Genomic DNA, 20799 nt, shown 5'->3' on the forward strand with positions numbered 1-20799 from the left:
AAGCAATGAATGAAGATTTTATTAACCATTAGTCACTTTGCAGGAAGAACCTTTGCAATTTGGGTCATTTTATTTGCGTGTCTTGGATTTGCCTTTCCTGCCGAATTTTCTAAGATTGGACCTTATATTCCTTTTTTACTCGGTATTATTATGTTTGGGATGGGGCTTACCCTGTCTGCTGAAGATTTTAAAGAGCTGTTTCGAAAACCTCTCTATGTGCTGATTGGGGTTCTAGCGCAATACACACTCATGCCGCTTATCGCCTTTCTATTAGCTTACGGATTACAGCTTCCTTCTGAAATTGCAGTAGGCGTTATTCTTGTGGGCTGCTGCCCAGGCGGTACAGCATCCAATGTGATGACCTTTTTGGCGAAAGGAAATACGGCATTATCTGTAGCCGTCACCACCTTATCGACCCTTCTTGCTCCATTTTTAACACCTGTCTTTATTTTACTCTTTGCAAGATCATGGTTACCTGTATCGCCAGAAGCGCTATTTTTGTCAATTGTACAAGTTGTGTTGATCCCAATTATCTTAGGCGTTATCGTTAAATTGTTTTTCAAAAAACAAGTGACCTATGCGGTTCAAGCACTGCCGCTTGTATCTGTCGCCGGAATTGTAGTGATCATTGCAGCGGTTGTTAGTGCAAATAAAGAGCAGATTCTTCAATCTGGGCTGCTGATATTGGCCGTTGTGATCTTACATAATGGACTTGGTCTTTTATTTGGTTACCTTATTGCAAAGTGGTGCAAAATGGATATCCCTTCTCGAAGAGCCATCTCGATTGAAGTAGGCATGCAAAACTCTGGACTTGGTGCAGCTCTAGCGACAGCACACTTCTCGCCACTTGCAGCCGTACCAAGTGCCATTTTTAGTGTGTGGCATAATTTATCTGGTTCCTGGCTTGCGACGTATTGGTCAAAGAGAGGAAATGCTGAAAATGAAAAGAAAAAAAGCTAGCACCTTAATGGGTGCTAGCTTTTCAAATTGAAGATTATCCTTCAAGCAATAGCTGCTCTGGATCTTCAAGTAAGTTTTTAATCGTGACAAGGAATCCAACTGCTTCTTTACCATCGACAATCCGGTGGTCGTAAGAAAGAGCTAAATACATCATCGGTCGGTTCTCAAAACGTTCTTCATCAATTGCCACAGGTCGAAGCTGAATTTTGTGCATCCCTAAAATTCCAACTTGAGGGCTGTTTAAAATTGGTGTCGAAAGCAGTGAACCAAATGTTCCGCCGTTTGTGATCGTGAATGATCCACCTTGCAGCTCATTTAGAGATAATTTATTATCTCGTGCTTTTTTCGCAAGATGACCAATTTCCTTTTCAATCCCTGCAAACGACAATCTGTCTGCATCACGGACAACCGGTACGACAAGTCCTTCGTTAGCAGCAACAGCGATGCCGATGTCATAGAATTTCTTCAAGACGAGCTCATCACCTTGAATTTCTGCGTTAAGCAGCGGATATTTCTTCAGTGCTGCTACAACTGCTTTTGTGAAGAAAGACATGAAGCCAAGCTTTACATCATTTTGTTCAAGGAAGGCATCTTTACGGCGTTTTCTTAAGTCCATCACAGCCGTCATATCTACTTCATTAAATGTCGTCAGCATTGCAGCCGTTTGCTGAACCTCAACTAAACGTTTTGCAATCGTTTGTCTGCGGCGCGACATTCTCTCACGTTCAATTGGCTTTCCTGGTTGTTCATTTTGCACCGCAGCATTTGCTTTTGGCGCGGCTTTTGGTGCACTTGCAGGTGCTTCATTCTTTTGATAAGAAGCGACATCCTGCTTTCGTACCCTGCCCAGCGGATCTACGGTTGGAATTTCAGATAAGTCTAGTCCCTTCTCTCTCGCTAGTTTTCTAGCTGCAGGAGAAGCGATAGTTCTGCCATTACTAGATTTCGGCTCTTCTTTCACTGCTTCTTCTTTTTGAGCAGCTGCCGGTTCATCTTTCGGAGCTGGTGCAGACTCTTGCTCAGGTGCTGGAGCTGCGGACTCGCTTCCGCCAGCTTCACCCGCTGCAATTGTTCCGATGACTTCTCCAACTTGTACAGTGTCACCAGAATCTTTCAGCACTTCTTTGAGTACACCAGATTCTTCTGCTGTCAGTTCGACATTGACTTTATCTGTTTCAAGTTCTAACAGGTACTCTCCCTGCTCCACATAATCGCCCGGCTGCTTTAGCCATTGAGCTATCGTTCCTTCCGAGATCGATTCCGCTAATTCAGGTACTTTAATTTCCGCCATTTTTCATTTCCCCCTTAGTTTTTGCGAGTCAAGCTATCAGATACAATTCGTTCTTGTTCTTTTTTATGCACAGTTGGATCACCCTCAGCCGTACTTGAACGTCTTCTTCGGCCGATGTAACGTACTTTTACTTTTTCAGGCGCAATTTCACGTAAATATGGCTCAATGTATCCCCAAGCCCCCATATTTTGTGGCTCTTCTTGCGCCCATACGATTTCTTCTAAGTTTGTTAGTTTTGATAAAATCGCTTTAATATCTTTGGCTGGGAATGGATATAGTTGTTCCACTCTCGCAATGTGAAGCCAATCTTTCGGCTCTTCCATTTGAGTAAAACGATCACTAATATCGATTGATACCTTCCCGCTAGATAGCACGAGTCGAGTTACTTTTTCGTGATCATGCACAAGGCCTGGTTGTTCAAGAACTGGTTGGAACTGTCCATCCGTTAATTCCTGGACTTCAGACAATGTGTTCGGGTTACGAAGCAAACTCTTCGGTGTCATGATGACAAGCGGACGAATCTCTTCACGAAGCAGCATTTTCGCCTGTCTTCTAAGAATGTGGAAGTATTGCGCTGCACTAGTCAAGTTCGCCACTGTCCAGTTATTCTCAGCAGCTGATTGCAGGAATCGCTCTGTTCTTCCACTTGAATGCTCAGGACCTTGTCCTTCATATCCATGAGGCAAGAGCATCACTAGACCTGATTTTTGTCCCCATTTTGCGCGTCCAGCTGAAATAAATTGATCGAAATACACTTGAGCCGCATTTGCGAAGTCTCCAAATTGAGCCTCCCAAATGACTAACGTTTCAGGAGAATAGACATTATAACCATATTCAAACCCGATGACTGAGCCCTCTGACAGTGGACTATTATGAACAGTAAATGATGCGTTTGCATCACTCAGCTCATGAAGAGCAATAAATTCATCTCCAGTTTGACTGTCGTGAAGAACAAGGTTTCTTTGAGCAAAAGTACCGCGCTCTGAATCCTGTCCAGTCATTCGAATTGGCGTACCGTCTTTTAATATAGATGCAAATGCAAGTGCTTCCCCAAGTGACCATTCTACTTTACGGTCATCTGTAAACACTTTTGCACGTTTTTCAAGGATCCGTTTAAGCTTACCAAATACTTGGAAATCGTCCGGCCAGCTGATCAATTCTTCATTCAGCTTTCGTAATACATCAAACTCTACGGATGTATCCACTGCTGGGAAGCCATTTGATACTGGTTCTGGCAGTTCAATTTCTTGAATCGTATGCTCTTTCTTTGAAGGCACCTTTTGATAGGCTTCTTCTATTCTTGTCGCTACAGCCTGCTCGATTTCTTCTCGTTGTTCTTTTGTCAGAAGACCTTCTGTGACAAGTTTATCTGCAAAGATATTCTTGACCGTTTTATGCTTTCTGACTGCATCATATAGCATTGGCTGAGTTGTAGAAGGCTCATCCATTTCGTTATGACCGTATCTGCGGTAACCAATCAAGTCAATTAAGAAATCCTTCTTAAAGCGTTTGCGGTATTCTACAGCTAATTGAACAGCCGCTAAACATGCTTCCGGATCATCTGCATTGACGTGAACAATTGGAATCTCAAACCCTTTTGCAAGGTCACTTGCATATTTCGTCGAACGAGATTCATTGCTTTCCGTTGTGAACCCGATCATATTGTTTGCAATGATATGGATGGTTCCACCAACTTGATAGCCTACAAGTTGACTTAAATTTAATGTTTCTGCCACAATTCCTTCTCCAGGAAATGCCGCATCACCATGAATTAAGATGGCTAATGCCTTTTCAACGTCTTGTACTGGATAGCCCTTTTGAGTACGTAATTCCTGAGCAGCACGTGTGCTTCCTTCAATGATTGGATCAATGAATTCCAGGTGACTTGGGTTATTAGCAAGCGTGACTCTCGCACTCTTTGTATCTTCGTCTTTAATTTGACGATCTGCTCCAAGATGGTACTTTACATCACCTGTCCAACCGTAGCTGATGCCAATAGAGCCTTCTGATGGAACAAGCTCTTTATTTGGCGCATGCTGGAATTCTGAGAAAATAATCTCATATGGTTTTCCTAACACATGTGCTAATACATTTAAACGGCCTCTGTGTGCCATTCCAATGTTAATATTTGAAGTCCCTTGTGTAACAGACTCTGAAATAATTTCATCAAGTACTGGGACAAGTGCGTCTAAACCTTCTATCGAGAAGCGCTTTTGCCCAACAAATGTTTTATGAAGAAACTGTTCGAACTGCTCAACTTCTGTTAATCTCTTGAATACAGAAACTAGTTTATCGGCTGGTTTTTTCTTAAATAGTTCACCAGACTCGATTGATTTTGAGAGCCAGTTCCGTTCTTCGAAATCATGTACGTGATCAAACTCAAATGAAATGGTACGCTTATACGTATTTCTCAAATGGTTAATGGCTTCTATGCCGTTTGAAATGTGTTTTGGTGCGTCAGGACTAATAATAGAGATTGGAATATTCTTGACGTCATCTTCTGTTAAACCGTATTCCTTTAAAGGAAACAGCTCTTGTAATTCCTTTTCTTTGCGAAGAGGATTGACGGAAGCATTTAAATGGCCATACGTTCTGATGTCTTCTGCCAGTTTAACGACTGATGCTATCTTTTGGATTTGTTCAGAAGTAACTACGCTATTTTCTTTTTTCCCAATTTCCTCCTTCATTTCACTCGGTGGTGCACCAAGTTCATCAAATATGCCTCTTAGATCTTCATCAACACTAGTAGGATCCTGGACATACTGATCGTAGAGCTCGAGCACATAGCCGAGGTTCGGACCATGAAATTCTTCCCAACTCAACGGTTGTTTCACATCATTTTGAAACATTTTGAACACTACCCCCAACTTTGATCATCAAGTGATTGAACACTATCTCGATATAACTTCCAGAACACAATGACCAAATTTATGTAATAAAACGCTTCCAATAATATTCTACCACTGTTTCGGATTACTTTCTACATTCTTTGTTCAATTAAAGATAAAAAATTCACAGAAAAACAAAAAATTTAAATCATTCCGAAAAATATTTTGAAGAAAGGGGCAAAACCTTATGCCCCAATGCTTTTATGCAGTAATTTCTTCAGTAATGGATATAAAACATCTGGCAATGTATCGACATCTGGTACAAAAATGCTGAACTTGCCATACATATCTTGAATGGTTTTCATCTGCGCTTCTTCGATCGGTGAATTGGATAAAAACACATTGATTACCTCAATGCCTTTTTTCCTCGCCTCAAGAACTGCTTCATGTGTATCGACGATCCCATTTTGTTCGTAGCTGAATGCAGCTGGCTCTCCGTCGGAAAAAACAATGAGAAACTTTTGCTCTTCTCTTCGTTTTAATATCATTTTTGTCATTTGGCGAATTGCATAGCCATCCCGGTTATCCTCTTCTGGTTCAAGAGACATAATGGAAGGACCTGCATCAAATAAAGAATCTTTGAACGACACGACTGTGTTGAAATAGTTCGGCTGACTTGTTTCTGATGCATCGTTTGTATCTTCCCAAAACCCCACAATTTGATGTGGGACTTGAACGGACTTTAAGGCTTCATGAAATAGAACAATGCCTTTTTTCGTCTCGTCCATCTTGTCAAACATGCTGGCAGAACAATCCACTAATAAAGTGAAAACAGCATCAATCTCCGAAGAAGGTGCCTGTTTTTTATAGAAAAGACGCGGATTCGACTCTGTAAAATAACGAATGAGCTTTTTACTCAGACGTCCTGCATGAAGATCCGTTTTTGGCCATGTTTTTTTATGTTCGAGCGTTTTTTGAATCATCTGTTTTAACCGTTTCTGATAAGGCTCAATCTCCTTGGCGTGCTGCTTGTATACATCGATTTGTTCTGGCGCGGGAGGATCTGGTGAAATCATGACTGGAAACGCATATTTGTTCTCTTTTCCATTCTCATGAGCATCCGCTCCGCTTTCCTCGCCTTCAGCCTCTTCCAGCGCCTCAAGCTTTGAATAATCTTTTCGGTGAGTCTGCTTGGCAGAGCCTTGGACAGTGCCAAGTGCTTGATCTCCGTCATCGCCTTCTCTTGCTGCATCCTTCCCGAGATCACTTTTCCCGCCGTGCTCTAAATCAAATTGAAGGAAGCTTTTTGACGGCGCTTCTGTTTCTCGATGCCACACTTCCATATACTCTTGGTGGATGTCTTCATCGCCCTCTTTTTCCCGGTCGACTTTGATGTCTTCACTTAATTTAGGTTTTCTTTTTAAGTCATGAAACAGCGGTTCTTTTGCCGCTTTTTCATAGTCCAATTCTGGGAAGAAAAAGTACGTATTCAGCATATCTTTATCAAGAAGCTCATCAAAGCCTTCCATTAATTCTTTGACGATGACCGCGATATCTCCGGTTGAACGCGCTTCATATACACGCTCAAGACTTGATTCAATAAATGGAATCATTGGGTTGATCCGCTCGTGAAGAGGCGGAATTTCTTCTAGCGGTGAATCCGCTGTCAGCTTCACATACATTGCACAATAGAGTGCATCCGTTAAAATGCTCCGCTCTTGGTTAATCGTTAATTGCGTCTTAAAATGACGCCGGTACAGTTCTCTTCTTCGTTTAAATACCTTTTTTGTTCCTGGGCGGTCTCGTTTAATCTGCTCTTCAATCCGGATATCTTCAAAGAGCATAAACAATTGTTTACACAGGTCAGGAATGGACATTGTATGAGCATAGCGAATGATTTCCTGAAAGACAGTCAGATCACTATAAACGGTTCCTACTGCACGGAGGAATACATCACTTTTCAGTCCGGCTGTCATGTCTTCTTGTTTACGGTCATCCCAAAAATGACTGATGAAAATTTTCTTTTCAAAAGGATCATAGTAGGACTGCACCCCGTATTCAAGCTCGACATCATCACTTTTTGCTAACGTTTTGGCTAAATCCGTTAATTCCATAAATAAAAATGAATCGATTCTGCTGTCATTAAATTTGATGAATTTCAAAACTCAGAACCTCACTCGAATAATGTTTGGGCAATATTTCTTACCGCTGCTTTTTCCCGGTCATCTTCTAGCTTTTCAACAATCCCTCGTTCAACTGCACGAAGCGGCGGGATGTATTGCGCAAGATCACATGTGTCTAGGAGTGCGCGAATGGATGCTGCTTCTTCACTTACCTGCCCGTTGTGCGCCTGTGTAATGAGGTCTGATGAGAGCTGCACGAATTGATCGATTAAACGTTCATCCTTTAATACAGATTGAGATTGCAGTACATCCTTTAAGATGCCGCCGCCGATATATGGAACGTCAATGACAACAAAACGGTTTTTTAACGCTTCATTTAGAGGCACTGTGCCGACATAGCCTTCGTTGATTGCCGCTATCACGCCAAAGCCTTCATCTGCTCGAACGACCTCTCCTGTAAATGGATTTGTCATCATTTTTCTGTAGTCGAGTACACCGTTTAAAATAGGCAGAGTTTCTGGCTTTGCCATGTTGATTTCATCAATATATAAAAGATGGCCTTTTTTCATTGCTTTCGTTACGGGTCCTTCAATAAATTCAATAGAAGCAACTTGACCATCATTGTGAATGGTTTTATAGCCAATTAAGCTTTCTGCATCAAGATCAACCGAGCAGTTCACACTGTGCATCGGCTGCTGAAAGAAAGCAGATAAAGTTTCTGCTAGTTTTGTTTTACCTGAACCGGTCGGCCCTTTTAAAAGAACGTTTTTGCCGAGTGCTAGTGCAATCATCGCATCTTGTATGATAGATGTATCCTGTGATTCATAGCCGTCTGTTCCAATAAGCGGACGGAATTCTTCTTCTAGTCCTTTTGCTTTTGCTTCAATCATTGCTTGAATTTCTTCTGGGAGTGATTGTTCGTTAAACATGAGTGATTAATTCCTCTCTTCGATCATTTTCCTCACCAAGTATACTAAAAAAACCTTTATGCACTCAATACATAAAGGCTAGACATCTGTTATTTTACCATTTCTTTTGTGATCGCTCCGCATGCGATGCGTTTCCCTGAATTTCCAGAAGGGTTGCTTAAGTAATCATCTGCTTCTGCATGAATGATAAAGCTACGCCCATTTTGATCGATTAATTGGTGCGATCCTCCCTTTAACGTCACATCTGGTACATTCACGACAACATCAATTTGTCCATCTGCCCCAACTTCTAAATTAGGCATATCTCCAGCATGGTGGCCTTTTGGGTTATCAAAGCCATGCTCCCGGTGTGTTGGATTAAAGTGAGCCCCTGCCGTTTCAAAATCTGGCGCTTCACACCTTCCTGTTTCGTGAATATGGAAGCCATGAGGACCTGGCGGCAGATTTTTTGCTTTCACATGTAAATCCAGCCCGTTTTCTGAGGAGTCTCTTACTTCGATACTTCCTATTTTTTGGCCGTTTTCATTGATGAGTGACGTGGTAACTGGTGCTTGTTTAGGTGCTGCAACTTCAATGGTTTCTTCTGTCATTTCTTTTTTCGGCGGTGCATGACATGCTGTTGCGACAAAGACCAGACACATCATGATCAACCACATTGACTTTTTCATATGACTGCCCCCTTTTGATATCAGTATGGACAACCTGATCAATAGGCAAACAAAAAAAGCCGAAAATCGGCTTTTTTAGAAGAAACGTTTTGCACCTAAGTAGGCTTTTTTCCAATATGAGTTGCTTAAGTTCGAGATCCCCACACCGCTGTCACTTGCATGAAGGAAATCTCCTCCGCCAAGGTATAGCCCCATATGAGATGGACCCGCTTTGTACGTTGTGAAATAAACAAAATCGCCAACTTGAGGTGTGCTCACAGGTTTCATCATACTCCAGTAGCCTGCTGTGCTTAATCTGGATACAGACGAAACTTTATTAATGAGGTAATAAACAAAGCCGCTGCAGTCAAATCCAGATGGTGTATTGCCGCCCCATCTGTAAGGAATGCCTGTCAGCTTTTTCCCTTCTTGGATCATCGTCGTGATTTTTGCATTCATCGGCACATCATTTTTGTTATTATTGACCGGCGTTGTCGAACCGTTAGACGTAGAACCATTCGACCCTGAAGCTGCACCATTAATTTTGAGAACTTGTCCAATTCTAAGCACATCACTTTTTAAGCTGTTAGCTGTACGGATGGATTGAACTTGCACTTTAAATTGATTCGCAATTTTCCATAAAGAATCGCCTGATTTTACAGTATAAGATGTCGCTTTCCCATTTGAAGGCGGGTTGCTTGGTTTAGCAGGTGCTTTCGGCTGACTTGGTTTTGATGTAGCCGTCCCTTTTACTTTCAATACTTGATTTGGATAAATCATATCAGATTTTATCCCATTCAATGTTTTGATTTCACCAATCGACATATTGAGCGAATTCGCAATTTTCCAGAGTGAATCCCCTAATTTGACCTTGTATGTACTTGATGATGAACTATTTGAGTTCGTTGTCTTATTGTTTGTGCTGGAATTTGAAGAGGAGTTTGATGACTGGCCCCCGCTTGTCTTCGTGCTTCCAGATACCTTTAGCTTTTGTCCAGGACGAATTAAGTCACTGTTTAAGCTGTTTAGACTTTTCAAACTTGCGACTGACATTTTATGATTTTTTGCAATGAGCCATAAAGAATCTCCAAGCTTTACAGTGTAGCTTGATGTCGTTGAAGCATTTGATTTCGTTGCTTTTGATCCAGTTGACGAGCTAGATTTTTTGCTTTTTGCGCCAGGAATTTTCAAGCTTTGTCCTGCAAAAATCATCGTCGTTTTTAGTTGATTAAGAGATTGAAGCTCCGAAATACTTGTATTGTACTGTTCGGCAATCTTCCAAAGTGAGTCACCGCTTTTCACCTTGATCGTCTGTGCTTCTGCCGGTGCAGCAAACACAGCTGAGCCAGCGATCGCTGAAACTGTGAGGCCGGTTACTACTTTTTTCTTCATAGATGAATCTCCGCCTTTCATGATTTCATTCAATAAGACTTATGTACTAGTTTTAAGTTTGGCATTTAATGATTCTGCTTCTCTTGCACTATTTTATCTTTATTTCTATTATATTACTAGACATGTAGACGTTGGGCAATAACAAATAGGCTAAAGCAGTCAACTCAAAATGCTAAAACAAAGCCATATCGTTTCTATCGGCAGTTTGCTTTATTTATAAACATTTTTTAAGGAATTTTTAAGTTGACGTTTAGAAAATTGTCAAAACAAGCACGTTGCTAGTTTCATAGTTCTATTCTACATGACAAATTTTTCTGTATCAAATGACTTTTTACTCAATTGCCTGTTTTTTCTCCTTGAATGAAAAAAGCATTCTTCCGAATGAAGAATGCAGCGATTCATTTTTATTTCCTTATTTCAGGTTCTTTTACAGTGAGCGGATAAAGGATTCCTTCTTTCGCAAATGACATTTTTCCCGTTTCCTCTGAAACGACGAGAACAAGTGCATCGGTCATACCAGAGAGTCCGATCGCAGCCCTGTGTCTTGTCCCGAGAGAAGGACTGACTTTTTTTGAAGTAAGCGGCAGCACATTTGCCGCAGATACAAGTGTATTTTCTTTGACTAAAAGAGCACCATCATGAAGTGGATTTCCTGGGTAGAAAATACTTTCTATTAATGAAGCACTAATTTTCGCATGAAGATTTGTCCCTTTTTGAATAAAATCCTCGACCTCATCCCGCCTTTGAATCACAATCAGTGCCCCGTGCTTTTGTTTTGATAAGTTCTCAATGGCTAACGAAAATTGCGCAAATCCAGGTGTGAATTCTTCCATATACGATTGCAAATAAAACGAGGAAGCCTCTGCATGCATTTCATTAAACTCATCATGTAATGATTCGAGATCACAAAGTAGACATTGCTCAATCTCTTCAAGGGAATCGATAATGTCACTTGCATCTTTCATAATTTTCATCAAGTGTGTTCTCATGCCCACTTTAAATTGGACTTCTTCATTCGTACGATTGATCATTGGATCTTTTCCCTCCTCCTTTTCGTTGTCATAAAATAACAAGTTATGCGCATTCTATTGTTATGGAGGTGACTTAATATGACCATTCAAAAAGTGATTCAATATGCTTGCAGCATTTTAGGTGTTGTCAGTCTTTCCTTTATTTATGCCCAAATGTTTAAAAAAACGAAGCCAACTAAGAAAAATAATCCGACAGAGAATTGATTTTTTTACATAGCATGATATAATCCTCTCGTTATTTCTGTTCAGAGAGGAACTTATGATGAGAGAAACAAATAGCATTCGAGCTAAGGTGACACTATTTTCAACCATTTTAATTCCGATTTTAATCACTCAAGCGGGTCTTTCGCTTATTACGTTTTTAGACACCGTGATGTCTGGAAAAGTGAGTGCAGAAGACCTTGCGGGTGTTGCGATCGGTTCAAGTATTTGGACACCCGTTTATACAGGGCTTGCTGGTATATTAATGGCCGTTACGCCAATTGTCGCTCAACTGATGGGCGCAGGGCATAAAAAGGATGTTCCCAAGGCTGTCTTTCAGGCGATTTATTTATCCTTTCTTTTAAGTATCTGTGTGATTGCTATTGGAACAATTAGCATCCCTTACGTATTAGGGGGACTTGGACTTGAGCAATCCGTAGAAGATATTGCGCGGCATTTCTTAAGTTTTCTTGCTTTTGGTATCATCCCGCTGTTTGGTTATTCGGTGCTCAGGTCATTTATTGATGCATTAGGGAAAACACGTGTAACGATGTTCATCACGTTAACAGCACTTCCTATTAACTTTGTTTTAAACTATGTATTTATTTTTGGGAATTTCGGCTTCCCAAAGCTTGGCGGCGCGGGAGCTGGTCTTGCTTCTGCGATGACATATTGGGCGATTTTCATCATGAGTATTTGTATTGTCATGAAAGCAGAACCATTTGCCTCATTTCGTTTGTTTCAAAAACTGCCTCGAATCAATATCTCCCGTATGGGACAAATACTGAAAATCGGTCTTCCTATCGGGTTTGCGATCTTTTTTGAAACGAGTATCTTTGCAGCAGTCACACTATTAATGGGTCACTTTGATACTGTGACGATTGCAAGTCACCAGGCTGCAATGAACTTTGCTTCTATCTTATATATTTTACCGCTCAGTATCTCGATGGCTTTAACGATTGTCGTTGGGTTTGAAGCTGGTGCCAAGCGTTATAAAGACGCGCAAAGCTATAGCTATATCGGAATTGGAACGGCGGTATTATTCTCCTTGTGTACGGCAGCACTCATTTTATTATTTAGACCAGAGATTGCTGGTTTATACACAGCTGAATCGGCTGTTTTACAAATGACACAGCACTTTTTGATTTATGCGATCTTTTTCCAGCTGTCAGATGCCATTGCTGCACCCATTCAAGGGGCACTGCGGGGCTATAAAGATGTGAACTATACGCTCATTGCCGCATTTGTTTCATACTGGGTGATCGGTCTTCCTTCCGGCTATCTGATTGGCACCTATACTTCATTTGGAGCATTTGGCTATTGGATTGGTCTCATTGCCGGACTTGCCGCAGGTGCCATTGTCCTCTTTATCCGTCTCAGATTGATGGAAAAACGATTGCTTCAGCAAGCGCCCAATCACTAAATACGACACAAAAAAAGCAGCTGATCGATGTCAGCTGCTTTTTTATTTAGTCATTCCATTGATACGTCCAGAAAATTTCTTCATCGAACCATTTTTGAACAACAGGTTCTTTGTTTTTCAGCTTCTGTTCAAGCTCTCTCAGCATGCCTTCTGTTTGCGTTCTATGTGCTCTCAGTGCATTTAATTTGATATCTGCTACATCTGTAATGTCGATCGTAATGTCTGCATTACCCAGCACTTCTTCTCTATTTTTCGTAATGGCCATGCAGTATGTGACAGGACGGTCTTCTTTTTTCTTACGGTAAAGAGCGCGAATAACTGCTTCCCCTGTCGCATCATGATCAGGGTGTACACCGTGTCCAGGATAAAACGTCACAATCAGTGTCGGTTTGACTTCATCAATGATGGTTTCCATCACATCAGCTAAATACTCGTCGTCTTCAAATTCCAATGTTTTATCACGAAGTCCAAGCATACGTAAGTCTGTGATATCCATTTCTTTGCAGGCATTGATTAATTCCTGTTTTCTTAACTCAGGAAGTGTTTCGCGATTGGCATATGTTGGGCTGCCCATATTTCTGCCCATTTCCCCAAGTGTCCCGCATGCATACGTGACTGGGATGCCGCGTTTTCTGCTTTGTGCAATGAGACCTGCAACCCCAAACGATTCATCATCTGGGTGAGGCAGCATCACTAGTACATGTTCATTCATGACTCGTCACCCTTTCTTCTACACCTGAAATGGTGTTTCACTAATTTGTAATGAGATCGCTAGTTTCCCGTCTGGCAAGTGCCCTGCTAACAGCAGGCGGCCATGGTCATCAAACTCATAATCGGTTAATCCTTCTGCATAAATCCAGCCATCTTCTGTTTTCATTCCAACACGGTACGGACCTTGTCCTTTTATTTTCGCCTGTGAATAGACGACTTTCGCATTGCGGATATAGGCAACGACCGTCATATTTTGTTCATTTACATGAGCTGAATAAGAACCAGTGGTCGTTTCAAGATGAACGAAGACTGGACGATTTAAAAACGATTCAAGATGTGCTGTGACATCTTCCGTTTGAATTGGTTTCATGAGTGGTTCCTTCCTTCATTTTGAATTAATTCGCGCAGCTTTTTTGTATGTAAGCTGATCAGCTGCAGCTGATGATCATGCCGAAGCCCACTTTCTAATATTCTCTCTACAGCGAGTACATATTTTTGATGAAATGATTTTCTCGCCCTCGGATGAGTGCGCGCATCGCTTAAATCATCACATATTGCCTCGTGTAAAGAAGACATATCATCGACATCAAGCTGACGATTTTTCCATAAAGATTGATAAGCAGCTGTAAGCTCATTGGCTGATGACATGTAATCACCTCTACAGTTTTGGTAACAACTTATTATGACATGATCCGCCTTCAAAAAAAAGCAAACTGCTCGTAGGACTTAATGAGAATTCGCTGTTTTTTTCATGCGTAATTGAGAGGTCGTAAACAATAAAATCGCCACCCAGATACAAAGAAACGTCACGATTTTAGCTGAAGATAAATGCTCGTGATACACAAACAACCCCAAAAACAGCGTAATCGTTGGTGCAATGTATTGCAAAATGCCCACTTGATAAAGAGGAATTCTTTTTGCCCCTTCAGAGAATAAAAGAAGCGGCACCGCAGTAAAGACCCCTGCAAAGAATAAGAGACCAAGCGATCCGAAGCTGTTAGGATTCATTGTCACCACAGGTTCTTTTAAGAAGAACAATAAGTACACAAGAGCTGCCGGGGCTAGAAGCAGCGTTTCAATTGTCAAACCAATGGCACTCGTGAAGCTCATTCTTTTTTTAATCAATCCATAAAAACCGAAGCTAAAGGCAAGTAATATTGCAACGACAGGAAATGAACCGTACTGAATCGTAGAAAGAATCACCCCAGCGGCGGCAATTAGAATCGCAACGGTTTGTAATTTATTGAGCCGCTCTTTCAAGAAAATGATCCCTAGTAAAACAGAGACAAGCGGATTAATATAATACCCTAAACTAGCTTCTAGCATAAGATGATGGTTGACTGCCCAAATGTACACATACCAGTTAACCGATATTAAAATAGCAGATAATAGTAATGAAAAAAGTGCCTTACCATCGAGCATGAGACCCTTCACTGTCTGCATTGCCGGCCGGACTTGTTTTAAATACAGAAGAATACCGCACATAAAAACAAATGACCATAAAATTCTGTGCGCTAAAATTTCGCCTGACGAAATATGTTCCATCAGTTTCCAATATAACGGGAATAATCCCCATAATGTAAAAGATGCTGCCGTGTAGAGAACACCTTTTGATTGCTGTTGTTCGTTCAATCTAACCATTCCTTTCTAAACCTATCGTATATTATAGCACGCACTCAAGCGAATGGGCATATACTAATTCAGGGCATTTAGAAAGGATGATTTGCATGTTTGACTGGAACCGATTATTCCCTTTTCAAAAGCAATTTTCAAAAGAAGCCTTAAAGAATTCAGACCCTAAAGACGTCGAGCAGTACGTCAATCAAGTGATGGAAAGTGTATTCGGATCCAATTATCCTGCTCAGTTCCCTTTTCAGGACCCACTCTCTCAACATCAAAAAACGAGAGAAACAGACGTCAAAAAAGAAAAAGAACCCGAAGTGGAAGTGTTCGAAACCACTGATCACGTGTTCGTTAAGATTGAGCTTGCTCGGCCGAGCACAGAAAAAGTAAAAATCAAACATACAGCCAACCTGCTGTTTATTGATCATTTTCCTGAGGAAGGCACGCAGAAGAAAGTCGTCCTCCCTGCTGCTGTCAAAAGAAAAGGAACGAAGGCTTCGTATCAGGACGGTATTTTGGAGATTATGTTTTTAAAGCATGATGATCCGGGGATTTCTGAAATCGATATTCCTTTATAAAAAGCCTGCTTTGATATAGAAGCAGGCTTACTCTTTTTTCTTAATAGTATGGTGGATATCCTCCGCCATAAGGTGGTGGAACAGGCGGTGGTGGTGGGTAATAGGGACGGGGATAATTAAAAATCGCACTTCCTAAAAATCCGCCAAGCAGTCCGCCGACTAAAGGAGCGCCAAAACCAAAAAACAAAGGGACTCTGGATTCATATGGCGGAATGCCAGGGGCGCCGCCTCGGAAATACGGAGTATGAGGGTACATGCATTTCTCCTCCTTTGTCATGTGCCTAAGATCAGCATATTCATCAGGTGTCAAAACGTTTGGGCAAACCTGAAACTAGGCTTGTTCCTTTTTTTCATGAGATTCTGTATATTCCCCTGCCCACCTAGATACCTCATGAAACACATCATTTAGCGCATTTCCTTTTTCAGTTAAACAATAAATGACCTTAACAGGCGTTTCAGGCAATACAGTTCGCTTTATAATCCCTTCTTGCTCAAGTTCCTTTAAACGCTCTGCGAGCATTTTTTGACTGATAGATGGGATAATGTCCGTCATGTCTTTGAATCGCTTTGGACCATCAAGCAATACATGAATAATGAGACCATTCCACCTTTTGCCTAGCAGTAAAAAAGCTTGCTGAATGTGTGGACATAATTGAAATTCCATAAATTTCAGCCTTTCTTTTCATGATTGTTTGACAAACTAACGGTATACAATTTAAAATATCACTAGTTACAATAAGTAAGTTTCTCACTTTTTTAGTTATTGTACCATACTATTTGCAAAAACGGGAGGAAATATCCATATGGCGACTGATCAAAAAACGTTTGACATTTTAAAACAAAGAGCTTCAGTAAAAGAGTATGATACAACTCATGAAATGACAAAAGAAGAGCTAACAGAGCTACTTGATATCACAACAAAAGCACCATCTGCGTGGAACCTTCAGCATTGGCATTTTACTGTTTTCCACAGTGCTGAATCCAAAGCGAAGTTACTTCCAATCGCTTATAACCAAAAGCAAATCTCACAAGCATCAGCTGTTATTGCTGTACTAGGTGATCTTGAAGCGAATCAAAATGGAGAAAAAATCTACAGTGAGCTGGCAGAACAAGGGTTCATTACTGAAGACATCAAAGAAACATTGATGACTCAAATCAATGGCGCATACCAAAGCGAGCAGTATGCACGTGAAGCTGCGTATTCAAATGCTTCATTAGCTGCTATGCAATTAATGATTGCTGCAAAAGCAATGGGCTATGATACATGTCCAATGGGTGGTTTCAGTAAAGACGCCTATATCAAAGAATTCAATGTAAGCGGACGTTATGAGCCAGTCATGCTGATTTCAGTTGGTAAAGCAGCGAAAGAAGCTCATAAAAGCAATCGTTTCGACATCGAAGAAGTATCTGATTTTCTTTAAAAAATGGCAAGGCCTCAGCTTTCATGCTGGGGCTTTTTTTATTTGGTTTAAATATTATTTCTGCATATTTTCTTTTCGCTTTACCCCTTTCCATCTCCACTTTTTCTCCTTTTTAAGAATGAAAGCGTTATATTAGTATGATATTCTCCAAAATGATTGTTTTTTCTGAAAATGGTCTTGTGATCTAATCTGACAACTGTTATTATTATGAAATTACAAAAAATTCAGGAGGAAATCATGAATAAAAAATTGATGCTCGCACTACTTATAGCGATTCCATTCATCGGACAGCTCGCACTGCTGCCCTTTGCGAATCGTATCCATCCATTTGTGATAGGCCTGCCTTTTTTCCACTTCTGGCTCTTACTATGGATTGTTCTCACACCAGTCTGTACATTCATCATTTACCGGATGCAACATTCAAATGGAGGAACTGACTAATGCAAGGAAATTTGACAGCTTTATTGATTACAGCAAGTATCATTTTCATCGTCGTGGTCATTGGATTTGCCGCTGGCCGTGATAAATCATCCAGACAGTCAGTAGAGGAATGGTCTGTCGGCGGGAGAAAATTTGGCGGGCTGCTCGTCTGGTTCCTCGTTGGTGCAGATTTATATACAGCTTATACCTTTTTAGGGCTCACTAGTACAGCCTATACAGCTGGAAGTGTCGCTTTTTTCGCTATCCCCTATTCAGTTCTAGCGTATTTTATTGCTTATTTCTTCTTACCAAAGCTATGGACGGTGGCGAAAAATCACAATCTCACAACGCTCGCTGATTATGCACGTGAGCGCTTTGACAGCAAGCTGTTATCCAGTCTAATTGCAATTATTGGAGTACTTATGCTCATTCCTTATATTTGTCTTCAACTGAGCGGGATTCAAGATACGTTAACTGTCGCTGGAACTAGTTATATTAATGTGAATGCAGTTGTTATTATTTCATTTATTTTAGTCGCACTTTATACATTTTTCAGCGGGATTAAAGGCCCTACATATACAGCCATTATTAAGGATATTCTCGTTTGGGTCATCATGCTGTTTATGGTGGTTTCACTGCCAATCATTCATTTTAACGGCTGGACTCCGATGATGAATACGTTAGCTAAGGAAGCGCCACAGCTTCTGACAATTCCTGACGGGGGTCCTAAAGGCATTTTATGGTTCATTACCGCTTCAGGTGTTTCTGCCCTTGCTTTGTTTATGTGGGCACATGCGGCAACAGGCGTATTTACAGCAAAAAGTGCAGATGCTATCCGTAAAAACAGCATGTTTTTGCCTCTTTATAACATCGTATTGATTTTGGTCATCTTCCTTGGATTTATTGCCTTTTTGGTCTTACCAGAAGATACGAATCCAAGATTTGCACTTCTTCATTTAATTCAAACATCATATGGCGGCGTGATGCAGGGTCTTGCTTATTCAACGATTGCACTGGCTTCCCTTATTCCATGCTCGATCATGGCCATTGGTGCATCGAATTTATTTGCCAATAATTTATATCGTGACTTAATTCATCCGAATGTATCACCTAAAAGATTGACCATCATCACTCGTTCAATGGTGTTTATCGTGATCGGACTGGCTCTTCTATTCGGAATGCTCTTCCCAACAGCACTTGTGACGCTTCAGCTCATTGGTGTTTCAGGGATGGTTCAAATCTTCCCAGCCATTGCGATCAGCTTGTTCTGGAAAAAACAATCGAGAGAAGCAACGATTGCGGGGCTAGTTGTTGGCATCATTGTCACCTTTACAGCCAATATCTCACAAGTCACGTTCGGTCTTTATGAAGGTTTTCTTGGTTTACTAGCAAACGTTGTGGTCATCCTAATCTTAAATCCATTCTTCCAAAAGAAGGTCACATCCAATTCTGTCATGAATGATCTATTTGAAAAAGATCAAGACAAAACAGAAGCGATTGGAAACAACGCGTAAACATAGAAAGAGCAGTCCCCCTAGGAGGACTGCTCTCAGCATGTAGACAAACCCTCGCATTCGTTGTCAGGTCTGCGCGCTGGTGCTCACGAATGTTCAATTCGCTCCGCAAAAGTAGCTGCCCTTCCTAGACTACAAAGGTTTTCTATCACGGTGAAAAGAAGACAAAGTGCTAAAATAAACATCATTTTAGCACTTTGTCAACAATCTAAGAGCAGTCCCCCTAAGAGGACTGCTCTTTCTTTATTTCATTTCTTTTTTCAAGACTTCAATGGCTTTTTTCATTTGAGTATCATTGTTCTTTAGCTTATTTTGGATCTTTGTCATCAGTACTGTCGTTGTATCTCCCGTCAGAATTCCGTCTGCTTTCAGATCGTTGTCTGTTTGGAAGCTTTTGACGATCGTCTGGAAGGCTTGATCGTACTCACCATTTGCTTTTGCTTTGTAGTCAAGCGCTTGAAACATTTTTTGAGCCGCTTTGACTTCATCTCCATTGTCATTCAACTGATACGTTTTTTTCGGGCTTAAGTATGGCAGCTTTGCATAACTTGGGAGCGATGCTTTAACCTGTGGTTCAATTCCTTTTTTGTGAATCCACGAACCATCCGGTGTCAGCCACTTGGCAATGGTTAATTTGACGCTAGAACCATCATTATAGCTTTGTGCATTTTGAACAGTTCCTTTACCAAATGTCTTTTCACCAATAATTTTGATACCTGAAGATTGGTGCAGAGCCGCCGCCATGATTTCTGCAGCGCTGGCTGAGCCTCCATTTACAAGGACAACTGCCGGCTGATGAACTTTACGTTCTTTTTCAGCCTTGTACTCTTCTTTCTTCCCTTTTTCTTCAACTTGCATGATGACTTTCCCTTTATCGATAAAGTCATTACTCATTTCAATCGCTTCTGTCATAATGCCGCCAGGATTATCTCTCAGGTCAATGACAAACCCTTTTGCCCCTTTTTTCTCGAGGTCATCAATGGCTTTATCTAACTCTTTTGACGTTGTTTCAGCAAAGGACGTAATTTGGATTTCCCCTATTTTGTCTTTTGTGAGTTTTGCATACACTGTTTCAACTGGAATGGTGTCTCTTGTGATGGTCACATCAACATTTCCCACTCCTTGACGGTTAAGGTGCAGCTTGACATCCGTTCCTTTTTTCCCTCTGATGAGAGAGACTGCTTGATTGACCGACATGCCTTTTGTGCTTTTTCCATCCACCTTTAAAATACGATCATGAGGTTTCAACCCGGCTTTTTCAGCAGGAGAGCCTTTAATCGGTGCGACAATTAAAATTTGTCCATCCTTCTCTTCTACTTGTGCACCAATTCCTTCAAATGATGAAGAAATGGTGTTGTTAAATCCTTCGGCTTCCTCCTGATCCATATATGTAGAGTATGGATCATCAAGTGATGCGATCATTCCTTGAATCGCACCATCTACTAGTTTTTGATCATCCGTTTTTTCGTAATACTCATCTTTTACTTTCGTATACGCAGCCATGAGTTTACTAAACTTCTCATCTCCTGAGACATTGACAGTCCCTTGTTTTGTGATCACAAATGTAATCGCTGAGGACAGTGCCGCTGTCACCAAAATAGCGATGACGATCTTAAATTGTTTTTTCAAAAAAACACCACCTTTATCTCCTTTCATTATTATCAAGGACGATGCATCATCCGTCAACCAAAGGATCGAAGTTCTCTT

General features: G+C 41.0%; 21 protein-coding genes. 7 read left to right on the forward strand and 14 right to left on the reverse strand.

Annotated features, from left to right (window positions below; all coding sequences use genetic code 11):
• Positions 1 to 9: 9 nt before the first annotated feature.
• Positions 10 to 960, forward strand: a complete 951-nt coding sequence (locus MKY83_RS10005) for a bile acid:sodium symporter family protein (RefSeq protein WP_106067071.1) — start codon at positions 10 to 12, stop codon at positions 958 to 960.
• 34 nt (positions 961 to 994) lie between these two features.
• Here the strand turns inward: MKY83_RS10005 and odhB are convergent, their stop codons facing one another.
• From odhB to cdaS, 7 genes are all read right to left on the reverse strand, one after another.
• Positions 995 to 2251 (reverse strand): 2-oxoglutarate dehydrogenase complex dihydrolipoyllysine-residue succinyltransferase, encoded by a 1257-nt coding sequence (gene odhB, locus MKY83_RS10010; RefSeq protein WP_065098194.1) that lies wholly within the window; start codon positions 2249 to 2251, stop codon positions 995 to 997.
• Between the two features lie 14 nt (positions 2252 to 2265).
• On the reverse strand, positions 2266 to 5100 hold the full coding sequence (sucA, locus tag MKY83_RS10015) for a 2-oxoglutarate dehydrogenase E1 component (RefSeq protein ID WP_044141305.1): 2835 nt from the start codon (positions 5098 to 5100) through the stop codon (positions 2266 to 2268).
• A gap of 224 nt (positions 5101 to 5324) precedes the next feature.
• Positions 5325 to 7241 carry a VWA domain-containing protein gene (locus tag MKY83_RS10020; RefSeq protein WP_106065438.1) on the reverse strand — a complete coding sequence of 639 codons (1917 nt, stop codon included), beginning with the start codon at positions 7239 to 7241 and terminating at the stop codon, positions 5325 to 5327.
• A gap of 11 nt (positions 7242 to 7252) precedes the next feature.
• A complete protein-coding gene (locus MKY83_RS10025; RefSeq protein ID WP_265208224.1) occupies positions 7253 to 8131 on the reverse strand; it encodes a MoxR family ATPase in 879 nt (292 codons plus the stop codon).
• 89 nt (positions 8132 to 8220) lie between these two features.
• Positions 8221 to 8799: a superoxide dismutase family protein gene (locus tag MKY83_RS10030; RefSeq protein ID WP_342487255.1), complete on the reverse strand. Its 579-nt coding sequence runs from the start codon at positions 8797 to 8799 to the stop codon at positions 8221 to 8223.
• Between the two features lie 75 nt (positions 8800 to 8874).
• Positions 8875 to 10170, reverse strand: coding sequence for a peptidoglycan endopeptidase (locus MKY83_RS10035; protein WP_185108864.1), 1296 nt, complete (start codon positions 10168 to 10170; stop codon positions 8875 to 8877).
• A gap of 404 nt (positions 10171 to 10574) precedes the next feature.
• Positions 10575 to 11201 carry a sporulation-specific diadenylate cyclase CdaS gene (gene cdaS, locus MKY83_RS10040; RefSeq protein WP_065098198.1) on the reverse strand — a complete coding sequence of 209 codons (627 nt, stop codon included), beginning with the start codon at positions 11199 to 11201 and terminating at the stop codon, positions 10575 to 10577.
• Between the two features lie 78 nt (positions 11202 to 11279).
• On the opposite strand from cdaS, the gene MKY83_RS10045 reads away from it, so the two are divergent.
• Entirely contained in the window at positions 11280 to 11405 is a 126-nt protein-coding gene (locus MKY83_RS10045; RefSeq protein ID WP_258395179.1) for a hypothetical protein, read from the forward strand.
• 58 nt (positions 11406 to 11463) lie between these two features.
• Complete coding sequence (locus MKY83_RS10050) at positions 11464 to 12825, forward strand: MATE family efflux transporter (protein ID WP_065098199.1); 1362 nt, start codon at positions 11464 to 11466, stop codon at positions 12823 to 12825.
• A 46-nt stretch (positions 12826 to 12871) separates the two neighbouring features.
• Here MKY83_RS10050 and bshB2 read toward each other — a convergent pair whose 3' ends face one another.
• The 4 genes from bshB2 to rarD all read right to left on the reverse strand — a co-directional run bounded on the left by bshB2 (position 12872) and on the right by rarD (position 15177).
• Entirely contained in the window at positions 12872 to 13537 is a 666-nt protein-coding gene (bshB2, locus tag MKY83_RS10055) for a bacillithiol biosynthesis deacetylase BshB2 (RefSeq protein WP_012010261.1), read from the reverse strand.
• An 18-nt stretch (positions 13538 to 13555) separates the two neighbouring features.
• The gene (locus MKY83_RS10060; protein ID WP_044141206.1) at positions 13556 to 13906 is read right to left on the reverse strand and encodes a YojF family protein; all 351 of its coding nucleotides are present in this window, start codon (positions 13904 to 13906) and stop codon (positions 13556 to 13558) included.
• Positions 13903 to 14184: a hypothetical protein gene (locus MKY83_RS10065; protein WP_003215525.1), complete on the reverse strand. Its 282-nt coding sequence runs from the start codon at positions 14182 to 14184 to the stop codon at positions 13903 to 13905. The genes MKY83_RS10060 and MKY83_RS10065 overlap by 4 nt, the downstream gene beginning before the upstream one ends.
• Before the next feature lie 78 nt (positions 14185 to 14262).
• Positions 14263 to 15177: an EamA family transporter RarD gene (rarD, locus tag MKY83_RS10070; RefSeq protein WP_044141205.1), complete on the reverse strand. Its 915-nt coding sequence runs from the start codon at positions 15175 to 15177 to the stop codon at positions 14263 to 14265.
• Positions 15178 to 15263: 86 nt separating this feature from the next.
• On the opposite strand from rarD, the gene MKY83_RS10075 reads away from it, so the two are divergent.
• A complete protein-coding gene (locus tag MKY83_RS10075; protein ID WP_003216069.1) occupies positions 15264 to 15737 on the forward strand; it encodes a hypothetical protein in 474 nt (157 codons plus the stop codon).
• Positions 15738 to 15777: 40 nt separating this feature from the next.
• Here MKY83_RS10075 and MKY83_RS10080 read toward each other — a convergent pair whose 3' ends face one another.
• Complete coding sequence (locus MKY83_RS10080) at positions 15778 to 15993, reverse strand: hypothetical protein (protein ID WP_044141204.1); 216 nt, start codon at positions 15991 to 15993, stop codon at positions 15778 to 15780.
• Positions 15994 to 16068: 75 nt separating this feature from the next.
• Positions 16069 to 16401, reverse strand: coding sequence for a winged helix-turn-helix transcriptional regulator (locus tag MKY83_RS10085; protein WP_044141203.1), 333 nt, complete (start codon positions 16399 to 16401; stop codon positions 16069 to 16071).
• Between the two features lie 139 nt (positions 16402 to 16540).
• Between MKY83_RS10085 and MKY83_RS10090 the strand changes: the two genes are divergently transcribed.
• From MKY83_RS10090 to MKY83_RS10100, 3 genes are all read left to right on the forward strand, one after another.
• On the forward strand, positions 16541 to 17158 hold the full coding sequence (locus tag MKY83_RS10090) for a nitroreductase family protein (protein WP_044141202.1): 618 nt from the start codon (positions 16541 to 16543) through the stop codon (positions 17156 to 17158).
• A gap of 237 nt (positions 17159 to 17395) precedes the next feature.
• On the forward strand, positions 17396 to 17599 hold the full coding sequence (locus tag MKY83_RS10095) for a DUF3311 domain-containing protein (RefSeq protein WP_044141201.1): 204 nt from the start codon (positions 17396 to 17398) through the stop codon (positions 17597 to 17599).
• Positions 17599 to 19092 (forward strand): sodium:solute symporter, encoded by a 1494-nt coding sequence (locus MKY83_RS10100; RefSeq protein WP_044141200.1) that lies wholly within the window; start codon positions 17599 to 17601, stop codon positions 19090 to 19092. Before MKY83_RS10095 ends, MKY83_RS10100 begins: the two co-directional genes overlap by 1 nt.
• 243 nt (positions 19093 to 19335) lie before the next feature.
• Here the strand turns inward: MKY83_RS10100 and MKY83_RS10105 are convergent, their stop codons facing one another.
• The gene (locus tag MKY83_RS10105) at positions 19336 to 20721 is read right to left on the reverse strand and encodes a S41 family peptidase (RefSeq protein ID WP_044141199.1); all 1386 of its coding nucleotides are present in this window, start codon (positions 20719 to 20721) and stop codon (positions 19336 to 19338) included.
• Between the last annotated feature and the right edge of the window lie 78 nt (positions 20722 to 20799).

The organism is Bacillus sp. FSL M8-0266 (assembly GCF_038613425.1).
Lineage (GTDB): Bacteria > Bacillota > Bacilli > Bacillales > Bacillaceae > Bacillus > Bacillus pumilus.